General features: G+C 52.0%; 20 protein-coding genes and 2 pseudogenes. 15 read left to right on the top strand and 7 right to left on the bottom strand.

Annotated elements, in window-relative coordinates; all coding sequences use genetic code 11:
- Positions 1–20: 20 nt before the first annotated feature.
- Complete coding sequence (locus ACOTX3_RS23595) at positions 21–791, bottom strand: siderophore-interacting protein (RefSeq protein WP_007372176.1); 771 nt, start codon at positions 789–791, stop codon at positions 21–23.
- 239 nt (positions 792–1,030) lie between these two features.
- On the opposite strand from ACOTX3_RS23595, the pseudogene ACOTX3_RS23590 reads away from it, so the two are divergent.
- The 15 genes and pseudogenes from ACOTX3_RS23590 to ykfI form a co-directional block, all read left to right on the top strand.
- Positions 1,031–1,248: pseudogene (locus ACOTX3_RS23590) on the top strand (PadR family transcriptional regulator); the annotation flags it as partial.
- Between the two features lie 48 nt (positions 1,249–1,296).
- Positions 1,297–1,725, top strand: coding sequence for a hypothetical protein (locus tag ACOTX3_RS23585; RefSeq protein WP_032638336.1), 429 nt, complete (start codon positions 1,297–1,299; stop codon positions 1,723–1,725).
- Positions 1,683–2,264 (top strand): annotated as a pseudogene (locus ACOTX3_RS23580) (IS3 family transposase); the annotation flags it as partial. The gene ACOTX3_RS23585 and the pseudogene ACOTX3_RS23580, both read left to right, overlap by 43 nt.
- Before the next feature lie 154 nt (positions 2,265–2,418).
- Positions 2,419–3,282 carry a GTPase family protein gene (locus ACOTX3_RS23575; protein WP_001065553.1) on the top strand — a complete coding sequence of 288 codons (864 nt, stop codon included), beginning with the start codon at positions 2,419–2,421 and terminating at the stop codon, positions 3,280–3,282.
- Positions 3,283–3,373: 91 nt separating this feature from the next.
- Entirely contained in the window at positions 3,374–4,195 is an 822-nt protein-coding gene (locus ACOTX3_RS23570) for a DUF932 domain-containing protein (RefSeq protein WP_000197389.1), read from the top strand.
- 216 nt (positions 4,196–4,411) lie between these two features.
- Complete coding sequence (locus tag ACOTX3_RS23565) at positions 4,412–5,113, top strand: WYL domain-containing protein (protein ID WP_006812588.1); 702 nt, start codon at positions 4,412–4,414, stop codon at positions 5,111–5,113.
- Positions 5,114–5,153: 40 nt separating this feature from the next.
- On the top strand, positions 5,154–5,390 hold the full coding sequence (gene ypjK, locus ACOTX3_RS23560; protein ID WP_001144031.1) for a protein YpjK: 237 nt from the start codon (positions 5,154–5,156) through the stop codon (positions 5,388–5,390).
- Positions 5,390–5,833, top strand: coding sequence for a YfjS/YafY family lipoprotein (locus ACOTX3_RS23555; protein ID WP_000824223.1), 444 nt, complete (start codon positions 5,390–5,392; stop codon positions 5,831–5,833). The genes ypjK and ACOTX3_RS23555 overlap by 1 nt, the downstream gene beginning before the upstream one ends.
- 23 nt (positions 5,834–5,856) lie before the next feature.
- The gene (gene ykfB, locus ACOTX3_RS23550; protein WP_001581459.1) at positions 5,857–6,324 is read left to right on the top strand and encodes a protein YkfB; all 468 of its coding nucleotides are present in this window, start codon (positions 5,857–5,859) and stop codon (positions 6,322–6,324) included.
- Between the two features lie 76 nt (positions 6,325–6,400).
- Positions 6,401–6,640, top strand: a complete 240-nt coding sequence (locus ACOTX3_RS23545) for a DUF905 domain-containing protein (RefSeq protein ID WP_000194654.1) — start codon at positions 6,401–6,403, stop codon at positions 6,638–6,640.
- Positions 6,641–6,737: 97 nt separating this feature from the next.
- Positions 6,738–7,196, top strand: a complete 459-nt coding sequence (locus tag ACOTX3_RS23540) for an antirestriction protein (protein ID WP_000211838.1) — start codon at positions 6,738–6,740, stop codon at positions 7,194–7,196.
- A 15-nt stretch (positions 7,197–7,211) separates the two neighbouring features.
- The gene (locus ACOTX3_RS23535; RefSeq protein ID WP_023336794.1) at positions 7,212–7,688 is read left to right on the top strand and encodes a JAB domain-containing protein; all 477 of its coding nucleotides are present in this window, start codon (positions 7,212–7,214) and stop codon (positions 7,686–7,688) included.
- Between the two features lie 8 nt (positions 7,689–7,696).
- Positions 7,697–7,918, top strand: a complete 222-nt coding sequence (locus tag ACOTX3_RS23530) for a DUF987 domain-containing protein (protein WP_000691994.1) — start codon at positions 7,697–7,699, stop codon at positions 7,916–7,918.
- An 18-nt stretch (positions 7,919–7,936) separates the two neighbouring features.
- On the top strand, positions 7,937–8,254 hold the full coding sequence (gene yafW, locus ACOTX3_RS23525; protein WP_023336793.1) for a type IV toxin-antitoxin system antitoxin YafW: 318 nt from the start codon (positions 7,937–7,939) through the stop codon (positions 8,252–8,254).
- A 20-nt stretch (positions 8,255–8,274) separates the two neighbouring features.
- Positions 8,275–8,616: a type IV toxin-antitoxin system toxin YkfI gene (ykfI, locus tag ACOTX3_RS23520; RefSeq protein WP_000854680.1), complete on the top strand. Its 342-nt coding sequence runs from the start codon at positions 8,275–8,277 to the stop codon at positions 8,614–8,616.
- 578 nt (positions 8,617–9,194) lie between these two features.
- Here ykfI and ACOTX3_RS23515 read toward each other — a convergent pair.
- From ACOTX3_RS23515 to ACOTX3_RS23490, 6 genes are all read right to left on the bottom strand, one after another.
- On the bottom strand, positions 9,195–9,563 hold the full coding sequence (locus ACOTX3_RS23515) for a TA system toxin CbtA family protein (protein WP_023303149.1): 369 nt from the start codon (positions 9,561–9,563) through the stop codon (positions 9,195–9,197).
- Between the two features lie 20 nt (positions 9,564–9,583).
- Positions 9,584–9,910: a type IV toxin-antitoxin system YeeU family antitoxin gene (locus ACOTX3_RS23510; protein ID WP_023303148.1), complete on the bottom strand. Its 327-nt coding sequence runs from the start codon at positions 9,908–9,910 to the stop codon at positions 9,584–9,586.
- Between the two features lie 12 nt (positions 9,911–9,922).
- Entirely contained in the window at positions 9,923–10,393 is a 471-nt protein-coding gene (gene radC / locus ACOTX3_RS23505) for a RadC family protein (protein ID WP_023303147.1), read from the bottom strand.
- A gap of 65 nt (positions 10,394–10,458) precedes the next feature.
- A complete protein-coding gene (locus ACOTX3_RS23500; RefSeq protein ID WP_023303146.1) occupies positions 10,459–11,280 on the bottom strand; it encodes a DUF932 domain-containing protein in 822 nt (273 codons plus the stop codon).
- A 689-nt stretch (positions 11,281–11,969) separates the two neighbouring features.
- Complete coding sequence (locus tag ACOTX3_RS23495; protein WP_023303145.1) at positions 11,970–12,809, bottom strand: hypothetical protein; 840 nt, start codon at positions 12,807–12,809, stop codon at positions 11,970–11,972.
- 58 nt (positions 12,810–12,867) lie between these two features.
- Positions 12,868–13,212, bottom strand: a complete 345-nt coding sequence (locus ACOTX3_RS23490; RefSeq protein ID WP_250116764.1) for a hypothetical protein — start codon at positions 13,210–13,212, stop codon at positions 12,868–12,870.
- Positions 13,213–13,293: the final 81 nt, after the last annotated feature.

Genomic DNA, 13,293 nt, shown 5'->3' with positions numbered 1-13,293 from the left:
CGGGTTTACCACACTGCCGATTATTTGCTATGCCAGTACGCCTGCGAACGCACCAGTTGCTGATCGATACTCGGCTCCTCAAAGCGCGCCAGCAGCGATTTCACCACGCCGCCTTCTCCGGTCAGCCAGATAAAATAATCTTCTGACGGCACCTTGACCTGAGCCAGCCGCTCGGCGACGAACGCCGGGTTGTGGCCTACCACCCATTCGATATTAAAGCCGTCGAGATCCGCCAGATAATCTTTATACGAAGCATCCGCGACGGTGACGATGGCCGTCACCTGCGGCGTCACCGGCAGCTGACGTAATCCCAGCAGGCGACGGCGCAGCGCCGGCATGCCCGACTCGTCACAGACATAAAGCTGCCAGGCGTAATCTTCCGGCACCACCAGCGAGCCGCGCGGCCCGCCGATCACCAGCTTATCGCCGATGTTGGCTTCCAGCGCCCAGCGGCTGGCAATACCGCCATCGTGGATATAAAAATCGTAAGCCAGCTCGTGGCGTTCGGCATCGTACAGCGGCGTGTAGTCGCGGGTCGCCGGGCGCACGCCCTCGCCCCAGTTAATGCCTTCGTCGGTCACTTCCGGCGGCGTAAATACGCTGCCCGCCTGCGGGAAAAACAGTTTGGTGTGGTCGTCAAAACCTTGTGAAACAAAGCCATCCAGCGCCTCGCCCCCCAGCACGATCCGCTGGAACGCCTGGCCGATACGCTCAACGCGCAGCACGGTTAATTCGCGAAAACGTAGTTCGTTACGCACGCGCTGTGGGTAGCGTGAGGTGTTTTTTGTCATTTTTTCGCCTTCGTGAAGATAATACGATATATCTAAATTTATTTTTAAATGATAATGATTGCTAATCAAAAAGATTGCAAGCACTTTTTTGATATAGTCAGCTTGAGATTAAACAGCTATCAGCAATCCATAAAAACCATTAATAATCATCAAATTAAACAAAAATTATTTTATAGACTTGCAAGTCGATAAACTTTAGATATAAATTAGATATATCTAAATAACATCAGGAGACGATGATGCAAAACCATCATGAAGGTTGCTGTAAACATACAGAGCACCAACACGAAGGCTGCTGCAAGGGTGAAGGACATCACCACGAAAGCCGCCACAGTGAGCACCATGCAGGCTGCTGCAAAAGTGAAGAGCATCGCCACGCAGGCTGTCACCAGGAACATCACCACGAACAGGGTGCGGACGCCGCCACGGTCGCGGCGGAGGTGGTGGTCGTCGCCAGTGCATCTCCGTCACTAACAACGAAGTCGCTGCCGACGAACAGAAAAAATTGCGCGAACAGGGCTTAAGGCCTGGAGATCCTGATTGGGAAAAGTGGGGGATCTGTGATTATATCACCAAACCACGTGTACAAGCTGCTATCACAGGCAAAACGCCGAATGAACAACCGATTAAGGGCAATTATAGGTTTACAGACGAGTTCCCAATGTCTGACGGTTTTGAGGAAAATGCCGAGTTTTTCACTCTGACCTACGAAGCTGAGAAGTCGGTTAGCCACAACTTGGCCTTTGTTCGCATTGCGCCGTTGCTATGGCTACGCGCGGGTGCGCGCGGCGAACGTATTGAAAAAATACCTACTAAAGGATGGGAAGTGACCGATGCGTACGGTCTACTGCTAGATGTAGACCAAGCAACCCCATTCATTGAAGCCATTGATACCGTAGCCCACGGGCACGTAAGGGTGAAACCAGCATCGTGACGCCCAACAGGCTCCAGCGGCAGTTCAACCCGGAAGCACCGGATGAGCGTTGGGTAACGGACATCACCTACATCCGGACTCACGAAGGCTGGCTGTATCTGACTGTTGTTGTTGACCTGTTCTCGCGCAAAGTTATTGGCTGGTCAATGCAGCCCCGGATGACAAAGGATATTGTCCTGAATGCACTTCTGATGGCCGTGTGGCGACGTAATCCTCAAAAGCAGGTGCTGGTTCATTCTGATCAAGGCAGTCAGTACACAAGCTATGAGTGGCAGTCGTTCCTGAAATCACACGGGCTGGAGGGCAGTATGAGCCGTCGCGGTAATTGCCATGATAATGCGGTTGCAGAAAGCTTTTTCCAGTTGTTGAAACGCGAACGGATAAAGAAAAAGATCTACGGAACGCGGGAAGAAGCCCGCAGCGATATTTTTGATTACATCGAAATGTTTTATAACAGTAAGCGTCGGCATGGTTCCAGCGATCAGATGTCACCGACAGAATATGAAAACCAGTATTATCAACGGCTCGGAAGTGTCTAAATTATCCGTGGCGATTCAGCCAGCAGTCGCGCAGCTGCCTCAAGCGCAGAGGATTGAAAAAATCTTCAGATATATATCATCACTCTGAACATACGCAATTAACGGCGGAATCTCACGATTCTACCGTTTTTTATTATTTTTCAGAGGAGTAGTGATGAATAATTCTGAAGGTTTGAAGTCGTTTCAGCAATCGCTTGCTGATCTGCCGCAATGGGTATCAGAGCGGCTTCTGCAGCAAATTAACCAGTTAACTAACTACGAGCCAGTGATCGGCATTATGGGTAAAACCGGTGTTGGGAAGAGCAGTCTGTGCAATGCCCTGTTTGCCGGAGATATATCACCGGTCAGCGATGTGGCGGCCTGTACACGTGAGCCACTGCGCTTTCGCCTGCAAGTCGGCGACCGCTATATAACGCTGATGGATCTGCCCGGCGTGGGCGAAAGTGGCGCTCGCGATACCGAGTATGCTGCGCTGTACCGCGAACAGCTTCCTCGCCTCGACCTGGTACTGTGGCTGATTAAGGCCGATGACCGGGCGCTGACGGTGGATGAACATTTTTATCATCAGGTGATTGGAGAGGTATACCGGCATAAGGTGCTGTTTGTTATCAGCCAGTCGGATAAGGCCGAACCTACCAGCGGTGGGGGACAGTTGTCCACGGCGCAGAAGCAGAATATCAGCCGCAAAATCTGCCTGCTGCATGAGCTGTTCCAGCCCGTCCATCCGGTGTGTGCTGTGTCGGTCCGTCTACAATGGGGGCTTAAGGTGATGGCCGAGCGGATGATTAAGTGCCTGCCACGTGAGGCCACCAGCCCGGTGGTGTCGCAACTCCATCCTTCCTTTCGCACGACGGTAGTCCGGGAACAGGCTCGTAGCGATTTTGGTGAAACCGTCGGGGCCGTACTCGATAGCATCAGTGCCTTTCCCCTGATACCCGCCCCGGTGCGGGCCGTCATTCAGGCCGTGCGCACCACGGTGGTGTCAGTGGCCCGCGCCGTCTGGGATTTCTTCTTCTGAGTATTTAACCCATCCCTGTTACTTCCCTGCCCCTGTCGCCGATGCGACGGGGATCCCTTTTATTTGTTTTCCCGTTATGAGGAGTCTGCTTATGACCCGTCTGGCTTCGCGCTTTGGCGCAGCAAACCTTATCCGTCGCGACCGTCCGTTAACCCGTGAAGAGCTGTTTCGCGTAGTGCCCAGTGTATTCAGTGAGGACAAACACGAGTCCCGTAGTGAGCGTTATACCTATATACCCACCATCTCCCTGCTCGACAGCCTACAGCGAGAAGGCTTCCAGCCATTCTTTGCCTGTCAGACCCGAGTGCGTGACCCGGGTCGTCGTGAACATACAAAGCATATGCTGCGTCTGCGGCGGGAAGGGCAGATCACCGGTAAACAGGTGCCGGAAATTATTCTACTCAACTCTCACGATGGAACCAGTTCGTATCAGATGTTGCCGGGACTATTTCGTGCGGTTTGTCAGAACGGGCTCGTCTGCGGTGAGTCGTTTGGCGAGGTGCGGGTGCCACACAAGGGGGACGTGGTGAGTCAGGTGATTGAAGGCGCGTATGAGGTGCTGGGGATTTTTGACCGGGTGGAGGAGAAACGGGATGCCATGCAGTCGTTGCTGTTGCCACCCCCGGCACAGCAGGCACTGGCAAAAGCCGCCCTCACATACCGCTTTGGTGAAGACCACCAGCCGGTGACTGAATCGCAGATCCTCTCCCCTCGCCGCTGGCAGGATGAGAGCAATGACCTGTGGACCACGTACCAGCGTATTCAGGAGAACCTGATTAAGGGCGGGCTCAGTGGCCGTAATGCCAAAGGAGGACGGTCACATACCCGTGCCGTTCGCGGTATCGACGGGGACGTGAAACTTAACCGGGCACTGTGGGTGATGGCGGAAGCCCTGCTCACGCAACTGCAGTGACCGTTTAATGTTGCTGCTTTGTTAATATCGGACACCACCTGTCCGCATCGCACCGTGCTGACGGTCCTCACTCACCGAGGGAAGGCCTGTAACCCCCGCTGCCTCTGGCTTTTGCAGAAATGAAAAATAGTTTCTGTGGTGTCCATACCCTGTCCGACCCCCTCTTTAAAGTAATCACATCATTTTCAGTCAGTTAACTTTCACGGAGAACGTCTCATGACACAGGCAGAACGCCGCCATGACCGGCTGGCTGTCAGGCTGTCACTGATAATCAGCCGTCTGGTGGCAGGGGAAACGCTGAGTGTGCGTAAGCTTGCCGCTGAGTTTGGTGTGTCGGTGCGCACGCTGCGGCGTGATTTTCGTGAGCGGCTGATGTATCTGGACCTGGAGTATCAGTCCGGATATTGCCGCTTACGCACTGCGGGCAGTGAGACGCAGATGGTGCCCGACGTGCTTATCTTTGCCCACCGCAGCGGGATGGCCGGTCTTTTCCCTGGCTTTGACCGTCGTCTGGTAAACGCACTGCTGATGTGCGATGAGTCTCCCTGCGTAATCGCACCCGCCAGTCCGGCTCCTTCGCCATCAGGCGCATTGTCTTTCTGGCGACTGATTCAGGCCATTACCGGGCGCAGGCGGGTGACTCTGATTGCCGAGGGGCAGCGCTGTGAGCGGCTGGCTCCCTGCCGGTTACTTATCCACCAGCAGGCCTGGTATCTGGTGGCAGAGCACGACGGACATATCGCCGTATTCTCCCTGGATGAAATCCATCTGGTTCAGCCCCTGCAGGAGACTTTCCGGCGTAACGACAGTCTGTGTCGTCTTGTTGAAGACCCGGGCTTTATTCAGTCCTTACCCCATTTTCGCTTTATCCAGCAGTCACTGCTTACGTTTGTTCCGGCCAACAGCTCACCAGAATAGCGCAAGCGTTGTTATCAACCCGGCAACAGGGAGGAGCCCTATGCCCGTTATTGCCATTATCGCCATTGTTGTCATCGTCATCATTCTGAACAAAACCGGGGTGTCCGACAGTCTCGCGGCCCTGACCCTTGCCACTGTTGCCGCACTGCTGACGGGAGGTGGCGCAGCCGGTGCTGCCAGTGTCGCGCTAACACCGTTCGTCGGCGTGCCGGTGGGTATTTTCGTGGGCATTTATGTCTTTGCCAAAGTGGTTCGTCTGATTTCAGGAAAAAAATAATGAAACGTAAAACACTGCCTCTGCTGGCGCTGGTTGCCACCACTCTGTTTCTCATCGCATGCGATGACAGAAGTGATGACCTGAAGGCCATCAGTAAATTTAAGGACCTCACCCCACCGCGTTTCAGTGATGTGGTCAGCCACCAGGATGATGTCAGCGAAGAATGGTCACAGGTTGACTACTTATCCGGTCCCACCTTGCAGGTTTTACGTACCCGCCAGTCGCCCGATGGCTGCGAGGATGGCAGTTACTACTACCTCGTGGATATGCAGGAAAAAACCGTCCAGCCACTGATGAATGCGCTGTGTATTGCCGATAACATCAAACTGGAATACCAGGAGGTGACGGACCCGTATACCAAAGAAAAATACTTTGAGTACGCCCATGACGGCAAACTGATGGGGCAGCTACTGATACCCTCGAACCCTGACAATCAGGAATAAAAACAACGATAAAGGAAACAGAAATGACAATACGTTCACTAAGTCGGTTTGTGCTGGTGGGTGTACTGCTCGCGAGCTTTAATGCCTCTGCTATCCCGGGGTTCTGGCAGCAGGGTTACGGTCAGGGCAATACGGAATACAGTGTGACCGAAGCCAGCGGGAAGACGTTTACCATCAACTGCACAGGTAACCCGGACCAGAATGGTTTTTATCAGCATTCAGTCTTTCTTACCCTTGCCGATGACAAGATGGTCAGTTCGCACGATGACGACACTACTATCACCGTAGTGATGGATCACCAGCAGTACATTATTCCGTCCAGCCTGGGCTGGCGTAACGGCGATAACGCCTGGTTTGACTTCATCAGCAATATCTCTGAGGCCGGGCAGTTCGACGTCTACGTCAATGACCACAAAGCAGGGACCTTCACTGCGGACCGGAAGAACGCTGAGAAAGTTCTGTCCACTCTCGGAGACTGCAGCAACGACTGATAGTAGTATCTTCCCCAGCAAATCCACCCCGACAGCTAGCAGGCTGCCGGGGTTTTCTTTTATCAGGAGCCCGAAAATGACCCAATCCGTGTTGCTGCCACCGGGGCCTTTCACCCGGAGACAAGCGCAAGCGGTCACTACCACGTACAGCAATATCACACTCGAAGACGACCAGGGCAGTCACTTCCGTCTGGTGGTTCGTGATACTGAAGGCCGGATGGTCTGGCGGGCATGGAACTTTGAGCCGGATGCCGGTGAAGGTCTTAACCGCTATATCCGCACCTCAGGCATCCGTACAGACACGGCCACCCGCTGATCGCGAAGCATTTACCCGCATTCACCTCCCCGAACACACTTTATATCCCCATACGCCAGCCATCGCCGCTGGCGTTTTTATTGACGGAGACATACCCATGACAACACAGACGCAGCACGACCTCGCACCCGCTAACCAACCCGAATTTGAACTGACCGTCACGCCGGTCCCCGATGAACAGCGTATCGATTTCTGGCCACAGTACTTTGGCGCTATCCCGCAGTGGCTACTCCTGGAGCCGCATATCTTCGCCTGGATGGACCGCTTCTGTGAGGGCTACAGCGGTGGTATCTGGTCGTTCTACACCCTCAGCAATGGCGGCGCATTTATGTCCCCCGAGCCTGACAACGATGAGACATGGCGTCTGTTTAACTGCCTGAACGGTAACGATGCCCAAATGAGTGCAGAAGCAGCAGGTATTGCTGTCTGCCTGATTGCGTATAGCCACCATGCCTGCCGTACAGAATGTGACGCGATGACCGCACACTATTACCGCCTGCGGGAGTATGCCATGCAACATCCAGAGGCTCACGCCATTCTGCGTATTATCGACTGACCGAAGGAGCAACAGATGAAACAGCTTTCCTTTTTACCCGGCGAGATGACGCCACAGGACCGGCGTCTCATTCAGCGGGCGCTCAGGGCTCTGGACCGCCACCTGCATGAGCCCGGCGTAGCCTTCACCTCTACCCACGCCGTACGTGAATGGCTGCGACTGCATATGGCCGCGCTTGAGCGGGAAGAGTTCCGGGTGTTGTATCTGGACAACCAGAATCAGTTGATTGCCCATGAAACGCTCTTCACCGGCACGATTAACCGCACCGAGGTGCATCCCCGGGAGGTGGTCAAACGTGCTCTGCACTTCAACGCGGCGGCGGTGATACTCGCGCATAACCATCCTTCCGGCGAGACGACACCTAGCCAGGCCGACAAAACCCTCACGCAGCGACTGTTTCAGGTGCTTCAGCTGGTGGATATCCGTGTCCCTGACCATCTGATTGTCGGTGGCAGGCAAATCTATTCGTTCGCAGAACACGGTCTGCTTTGAGGTATTACATGAAAATTATCAGTAAACGCAGGGCAATGACGATATACCGCCAGCATCCTGAGTCCCGAATCTTTCGCTACTGCACCGGCAAATACCAGTGGCACGGTAGCGTCTGTCATTACACCGGCAGGGACGTTCCGGATATCGCCGGAGTCCTCGCGGTATACGCCGAACGCCGCCAGGACCGCAATGGGCCCTATACCTGCCTGATGAGCATCACCCTGAACTGACAATAGTGGAGAACTGTAATGAGCAACCCTACCAGGGGCCTGCAGCGGGAGATTACACTGCGCCTGGGAGCCCGTCTGGTGCAGGAAGGCAACCGACTGCATTATCTGGCTGACCGGGCCAGCATCACCGGCAAGTTCAGTGACATCGAATGCCGGAAGCTGGATGAAACATTCCCGCACTTTATCCGCCAGATGGAATCGATGCTGACCACCGGTGAACTCAGCCCCCACCATGCCCACTGCGTTACCCTGTACCACAACGATTTTACCTGCGAAGCCGACACCCTTGGCAGTTGCGGCTACGTATACATCGCCATTTACCCCACTCAGCGTTAATTACCTACACGAGAGCAAACATGAAAACTTTACCTGCAACAACTCAGCGGGCGGTGAAGCCCTGCCTGTCACCCGTGGCTGTCTGGCAAATGTTACTGACACGTCTGCTGGAACAGCACTATGGTCTGACAATAAACGACACGCCATTCTGCAACGAGGCTGTGATTAAGGAACACATCGATGCCGGTATCACCCTAGCCGATGCCGTGAATTTTCTGGTAGAAAAATACGAGCTGGTTCGTATCGACAGGAAGGGATTTAGCTGGCAGGAACAATCTCCTTATCTCCGGGCTGCAGACATTCTGCGAGCGCGGCAGGCAACTGGCTTGTTGCGGCAAAGCCGTAACAACGTAGTACGATGAACATTGCGTACAACCTTCCCGATTTACATTTCTGAACTTCCTCCCTTGTTTACCTATTGCGTAATGCGCCTGCTACTACCCGGCAGGCGCGTTATCTTTTTACGGACAAACAATCATGCAACCAGAAGTTGAAGTATTAACCGATCATAATGAGCTAATTTGTTCGAGCTTTATTGAACACATTGCCAACACATTAAATTTAGGAGTGGTGTACAACTAAACCTGCAGCCAAGGATGTATAGTGAGCGAAGCCCTATCAGGCCTTTTTGGTCAGTAGATAAGATTGATCTTCGTTGATAGAATTTACTTACACCAGCTGTTACATTAAGATAATTTTTTGGTGGGAGAATGATAAGATCTTACGTAACAATTTGATTTTAATGGTGCGATAATAGGAACATAACACAACCCATCCAACCATTGATAAATATACATATTTTCTTGTTTCATCTTTATAAATGCCCCCTTTTGTGCCCCCACCTTGTTTTTCATGCGACTCGATGAGGTTTTCATTGAGTCGCCAATCTCACCAGTTTCTTCACAAACCGTGCAAATCTTCTCGGCTCTTGAAGACCCCCTCACTGCCGCGAATGACTAAGAACAATATTACTTACTTCCCGATAAGAGCAACTTTTCATTAATCCACATGCTCTTCTGGCATGAAGGATATCTGTCACGGTCAAATATGGTACTTGTCCCTGTGAGCTAAATCCTCTGCGATCAATGCGAACCAGTTCGTACTTATCTACCAGGAAGTTGACTGCATCGGCCAGGATAATCCCAGCATCAATATGTTCCTTAATTACAGTTTCATCACTGAACGGCGTGTCGTTCAGTGTCAGACCATAGTGCTGTTCAAGCAGACGAGTAAGTAACATTTGCCAGACTGCAACGGGCGACAGGCAGGGCTTCGCCGCCCGCGAAATTGTAGCAGGTAGATTTTTCATGTTTGCTCTCGTGAAATTTGTTAGCGTTGAGTGGGATAAATGGCGATGTATACGTAGCCGCAACTACCAAGGGTATCGGCTTCGCAGGTGAAACCGTTGTGGTACAGAGTGACACAGTGGGCATGGCGAGAATTCATTTCACCAGTGGTCAGCATCGATTCCATCTGACGGATAAAATGCGGAAATACGATATCCAACTTCAGGCATTCGGCGTCACTGAACTTACCGGTGATACTAGCCCGGTCAGCCAGATAGTGCAGCCGGTTGCCTTCCTGAACTAATCTGACTCCAAGCCGTGGAACAATATCGCTTTTTATCCCCCATTCATGGGCTGGTATTAATGACATGAAAACCTTCCTTTAAAGCAAACTAAGTTCAGCAAAAGACACCACCTCGTTTCCGATTACAAGATGATCCAGCACGCGCACTTCCACCAGTGCCAGCGCTTTCATAATCCTCTGAGTAATATGTTTATCCTGCTGGCTGATTTCTGTCGTACCAGACGGGTGGTTGTGAGCCAGAATGACCGCAGCAGCGTTATGTCTCAGGGCTGATTTAACCACTTCGCGGGGATGCACTTCGGTATGGCTGAGCGTGCCGGTAAACAGTGTTTCTCGTCCCAGCAGGCAGTGTTGATTATCGAGATACATCACGATGAAGACTTCCCTCTCCAGGTGCGCCATCTGCAGTTGCAGCCAGGTTTTTGTGAGGCTGGTGGAGGTAAATGACTCACTCGGTTGACGCAGGTATTTCTCAACCAGTCGTAATGCCCTTCGCATTACGCGCTGCTCGTTTACCGGAAACACCGGCGATAAATTGGATACAGACATAATGGTTCCTTAAAACAAAAGGCCCCGCTGGTTTTTTAGCGGGGCCTGAAGAATGATAAAAAGTTTCATGACGCGAGATGCAACATATTCTCGGCCATCACCCACAGAGCACGATTGAGCTTCACATCTCCGTCGATACCGTTTACCGAACGGGTATGAGCACGCTTACCGCTGATCGTGCGCCCCGAAAGACCACCTTTAATCAGGTTTTCCTGAATACGCTGGTAAGTGGTCCACAGGTCGTTGCTCTCGTCCTGCCAGCGACGTGGCGAAAGTATCTGCGATTCCGTCACCGGTTGATGCTCTTCACCAAAGCGATAGGTTAATGCTGCTTTCGCCATTGCCTGCTGTGCGGGTGGCGGCAACAAAAGCGACTGCATGGCATCGCGTTTCTCTTCTACGCGGTCAAATATCCCCAGTACTTCGTAGGCTCCTTCAATGACTTTCTCGACTACGTTGCCTTTGTGCGGCACCCGCACCTCACCGAAACTCTCCCCGCATACCAGCCCGTTCTGGCATACGGCACGAAATAACCCCGGCAGCATCTGGTAAGAGCTGGAACCATCATGGCTGTTCAACAGGATAATTTCTGGCACCTGTTTGCCGGTAATTTGTCCTTCCCGGCGCAGACGAAGCATGTGTTTCGTGTGCTCTCGTTTACTTTCATCCCGGACGCGGGTCTGGCAGGCAAAGAACGGACGAAACCCTTCACGTTGAAGGTTATTCAGCAAAGTAATAGTGGGAATGTAGGTGTAGCGTTCGCTCCGGGATTCATGCTTTTCTTCGCTGAAGACGCTTGGCACATAATGGGCCAGTTCGTCGCGGGTTAATGGGCGGTCACGACGTACAAGGTTGACTGCACCAAAGCGGCTGGCTAAACGTGTCATAGTTAATTCCTTTAAAAATGGGCATAAAAAAGCCACTCCACTGGAGTGGCTTCGGATGGAAGATAAATTATTCAGGGAGAAGCTGGTGGCTGGTCTTGCTGTGGCGACAGTTCACTGTCAGGTAATGTCGGCGGAGTTAGCTTGTCGATCTGGTAATGTTGTAATCGCTGCAGAATAAAGGGTTTACTGTACTGGAAGTATCGAAGACACCATTCGTACTTCACGACTCGCCTTATGATCAGAGGCAAGCGTTCATACGCTTTGCTGCACACCGATAAAACAAAGGCATCATCATTAATTCTGTCCTCTGCTATTGCAGCCAGCCCTTTGATAAAGGAGCGCTTCAGCTTTTGTCGAGAATTAGCTTTCAGGTGAACGTCGGAAGGCGATAGTACGTGTGATCCAGGAGCTTGCACACAAACCGTGTTGCCAGATAGGGGCTTTTTCAGGCAAGAGTGGCGAGTTTTTTTATGAGCCTTATCAGGCTAAGGGTCATCAGGCTGGCTCCCAATGTTTGGCATACGACCGACTTACTCCTTAGCAGAGTGAGTCCTGCAACGCTAAAAACAACGGGCCAGGTCAGATCCAGTGATTGTGTATCTATATCGTCAGGGAATTTCGGGTATTTCATAGGACTGTCCATAATACGTCCGGTATCGCGGGTAGCGTATACCGGACCGGGTAAATAATTAGGGGAGATCGACGGAAGCTATTTCCTCAGAAGCGTTTGTGGGACCACTGTAAACGCCGACGTATTCATTTAGAGGGAAGATAATTACTGCATTATTCTTCGGATCAAAAGTGCAACCATTTAATCCTGCAATTGCAGCAGTTTTCCCTGAGTTTTTATTTTTCACAATCAGTTTATTGTCTGCACAGTTGCTGGCTTTAACAAAACTCACTACATAACCGTCCTGCTCAGCGACGGTTTCAGTCGTCGTTAGTTTTGGCTCAGGGCTACGTCCTGTCTGCCCACTTACGCGCTCGCGGCTGTAAGGAACATATTGAACAGCGTCGTTACGCATGGTTGGCGGGTCGTTGTTCATGCTCAGGTAAACAGGGCAGTCAGCAGCGCCCACTGCACAGCTCTTACTGAAAATAGTACGAGACGGCCAGCCTTTAGTGCCAATGTAGGCTGCACCAGTTTCATCCAGGCAGTAAGTTTCCTCCCATGCATAGTCTTTATTTTGGCCCGGCATGGTGCGGGTGGTAATAAGGCAGGTCAGAGCTTTCACTGGCTTACCGTCGTAGCGGATAAAGTTTTGCTCCAGCGGTGCACCCGGGTACAGCAGGGGCGATATGTTTGCAGCCGCAGCCTTATTTTGCGCATCAACCGAAGCACTGGCCTTTCCGCTATGTTTTACGTTCACGGCCTCGTTGTTCATGTCCCGCAGCATTTCGCCGCCTTTTTCTGTCAGAAAGAAGGTATAGCGCTCAGGATGAATGTTCCCCTGAATAGTGATAGCAGAGCTGAATGCCGGGAGCGAAAGGGTGCAGACTAAAACCAGGCGTGAAATGAATGTCGCCATAAAAGATATCCTTACTGATGATTAACAATGTGGGAGCATGAGTTACTGGAAGGGGTGATTAATGGCTGATGCAGTCTTCCCAGTTGAGGTCCGACAGAGCGTCCCTGAGCCCTGCGGTTTTGAACGGGTGAGATACGGGTTTATTCATCCGGGTGATTTCAATTTGCCCATGGTTGCCTGTGTTTTTGAGCGCTATAAAAGCCGTCTCATCTAGCGGGTAATGAACAGCGTTGATATTGATTCCCATGGATTCTTGTCCATTATCTGGTATATCCATTGGCTCCTTATCAGACCCGCTGTAGCTCACTATCAAATTGCTGTCCCGGCAGGTGATCGTCATACGTTCTCCGGCGCTATTGTCGGCGTTAAGTTCAAACTGAATCGCCACGCGTTTAACAGACACCTCAGAGTCATTTAAGATGACTTAAAGAGAGGTGCCCATGAGCGGTAAGCGTTATCCTGAAGAGTTTAAAACTGAAGCAGT

The organism is Enterobacter cloacae complex sp. IR5384 (genome assembly GCF_049237265.1).
Lineage (GTDB): Bacteria > Pseudomonadota > Gammaproteobacteria > Enterobacterales > Enterobacteriaceae > Enterobacter > Enterobacter cloacae.
This window is presented reverse-complemented; position numbering and strand designations above follow the sequence as displayed.

Coding starts and splice junctions, on each gene's coding strand:
- ACOTX3_RS23595 (WP_007372176.1), bottom strand. CDS start 791: ATGACAAAAAACACCTCACGCTACCCACAGCGCGTGCGTAACGAACTA.
- ACOTX3_RS23575 (WP_001065553.1), top strand. CDS start 2,419: ATGAATAATTCTGAAGGTTTGAAGTCGTTTCAGCAATCGCTTGCTGAT.
- ACOTX3_RS23570 (WP_000197389.1), top strand. CDS start 3,374: ATGACCCGTCTGGCTTCGCGCTTTGGCGCAGCAAACCTTATCCGTCGC.
- ACOTX3_RS23565 (WP_006812588.1), top strand. CDS start 4,412: ATGACACAGGCAGAACGCCGCCATGACCGGCTGGCTGTCAGGCTGTCA.
- ypjK (WP_001144031.1), top strand. CDS start 5,154: ATGCCCGTTATTGCCATTATCGCCATTGTTGTCATCGTCATCATTCTG.
- ACOTX3_RS23555 (WP_000824223.1), top strand. CDS start 5,390: ATGAAACGTAAAACACTGCCTCTGCTGGCGCTGGTTGCCACCACTCTG.
- ykfB (WP_001581459.1), top strand. CDS start 5,857: ATGACAATACGTTCACTAAGTCGGTTTGTGCTGGTGGGTGTACTGCTC.
- ACOTX3_RS23545 (WP_000194654.1), top strand. CDS start 6,401: ATGACCCAATCCGTGTTGCTGCCACCGGGGCCTTTCACCCGGAGACAA.
- ACOTX3_RS23540 (WP_000211838.1), top strand. CDS start 6,738: ATGACAACACAGACGCAGCACGACCTCGCACCCGCTAACCAACCCGAA.
- ACOTX3_RS23535 (WP_023336794.1), top strand. CDS start 7,212: ATGAAACAGCTTTCCTTTTTACCCGGCGAGATGACGCCACAGGACCGG.
- ACOTX3_RS23530 (WP_000691994.1), top strand. CDS start 7,697: ATGAAAATTATCAGTAAACGCAGGGCAATGACGATATACCGCCAGCAT.
- yafW (WP_023336793.1), top strand. CDS start 7,937: ATGAGCAACCCTACCAGGGGCCTGCAGCGGGAGATTACACTGCGCCTG.
- ykfI (WP_000854680.1), top strand. CDS start 8,275: ATGAAAACTTTACCTGCAACAACTCAGCGGGCGGTGAAGCCCTGCCTG.
- ACOTX3_RS23515 (WP_023303149.1), bottom strand. CDS start 9,563: ATGAAAAATCTACCTGCTACAATTTCGCGGGCGGCGAAGCCCTGCCTG.
- ACOTX3_RS23510 (WP_023303148.1), bottom strand. CDS start 9,910: ATGTCATTAATACCAGCCCATGAATGGGGGATAAAAAGCGATATTGTT.
- radC (WP_023303147.1), bottom strand. CDS start 10,393: ATGTCTGTATCCAATTTATCGCCGGTGTTTCCGGTAAACGAGCAGCGC.
- ACOTX3_RS23500 (WP_023303146.1), bottom strand. CDS start 11,280: ATGACACGTTTAGCCAGCCGCTTTGGTGCAGTCAACCTTGTACGTCGT.
- ACOTX3_RS23495 (WP_023303145.1), bottom strand. CDS start 12,809: ATGGCGACATTCATTTCACGCCTGGTTTTAGTCTGCACCCTTTCGCTC.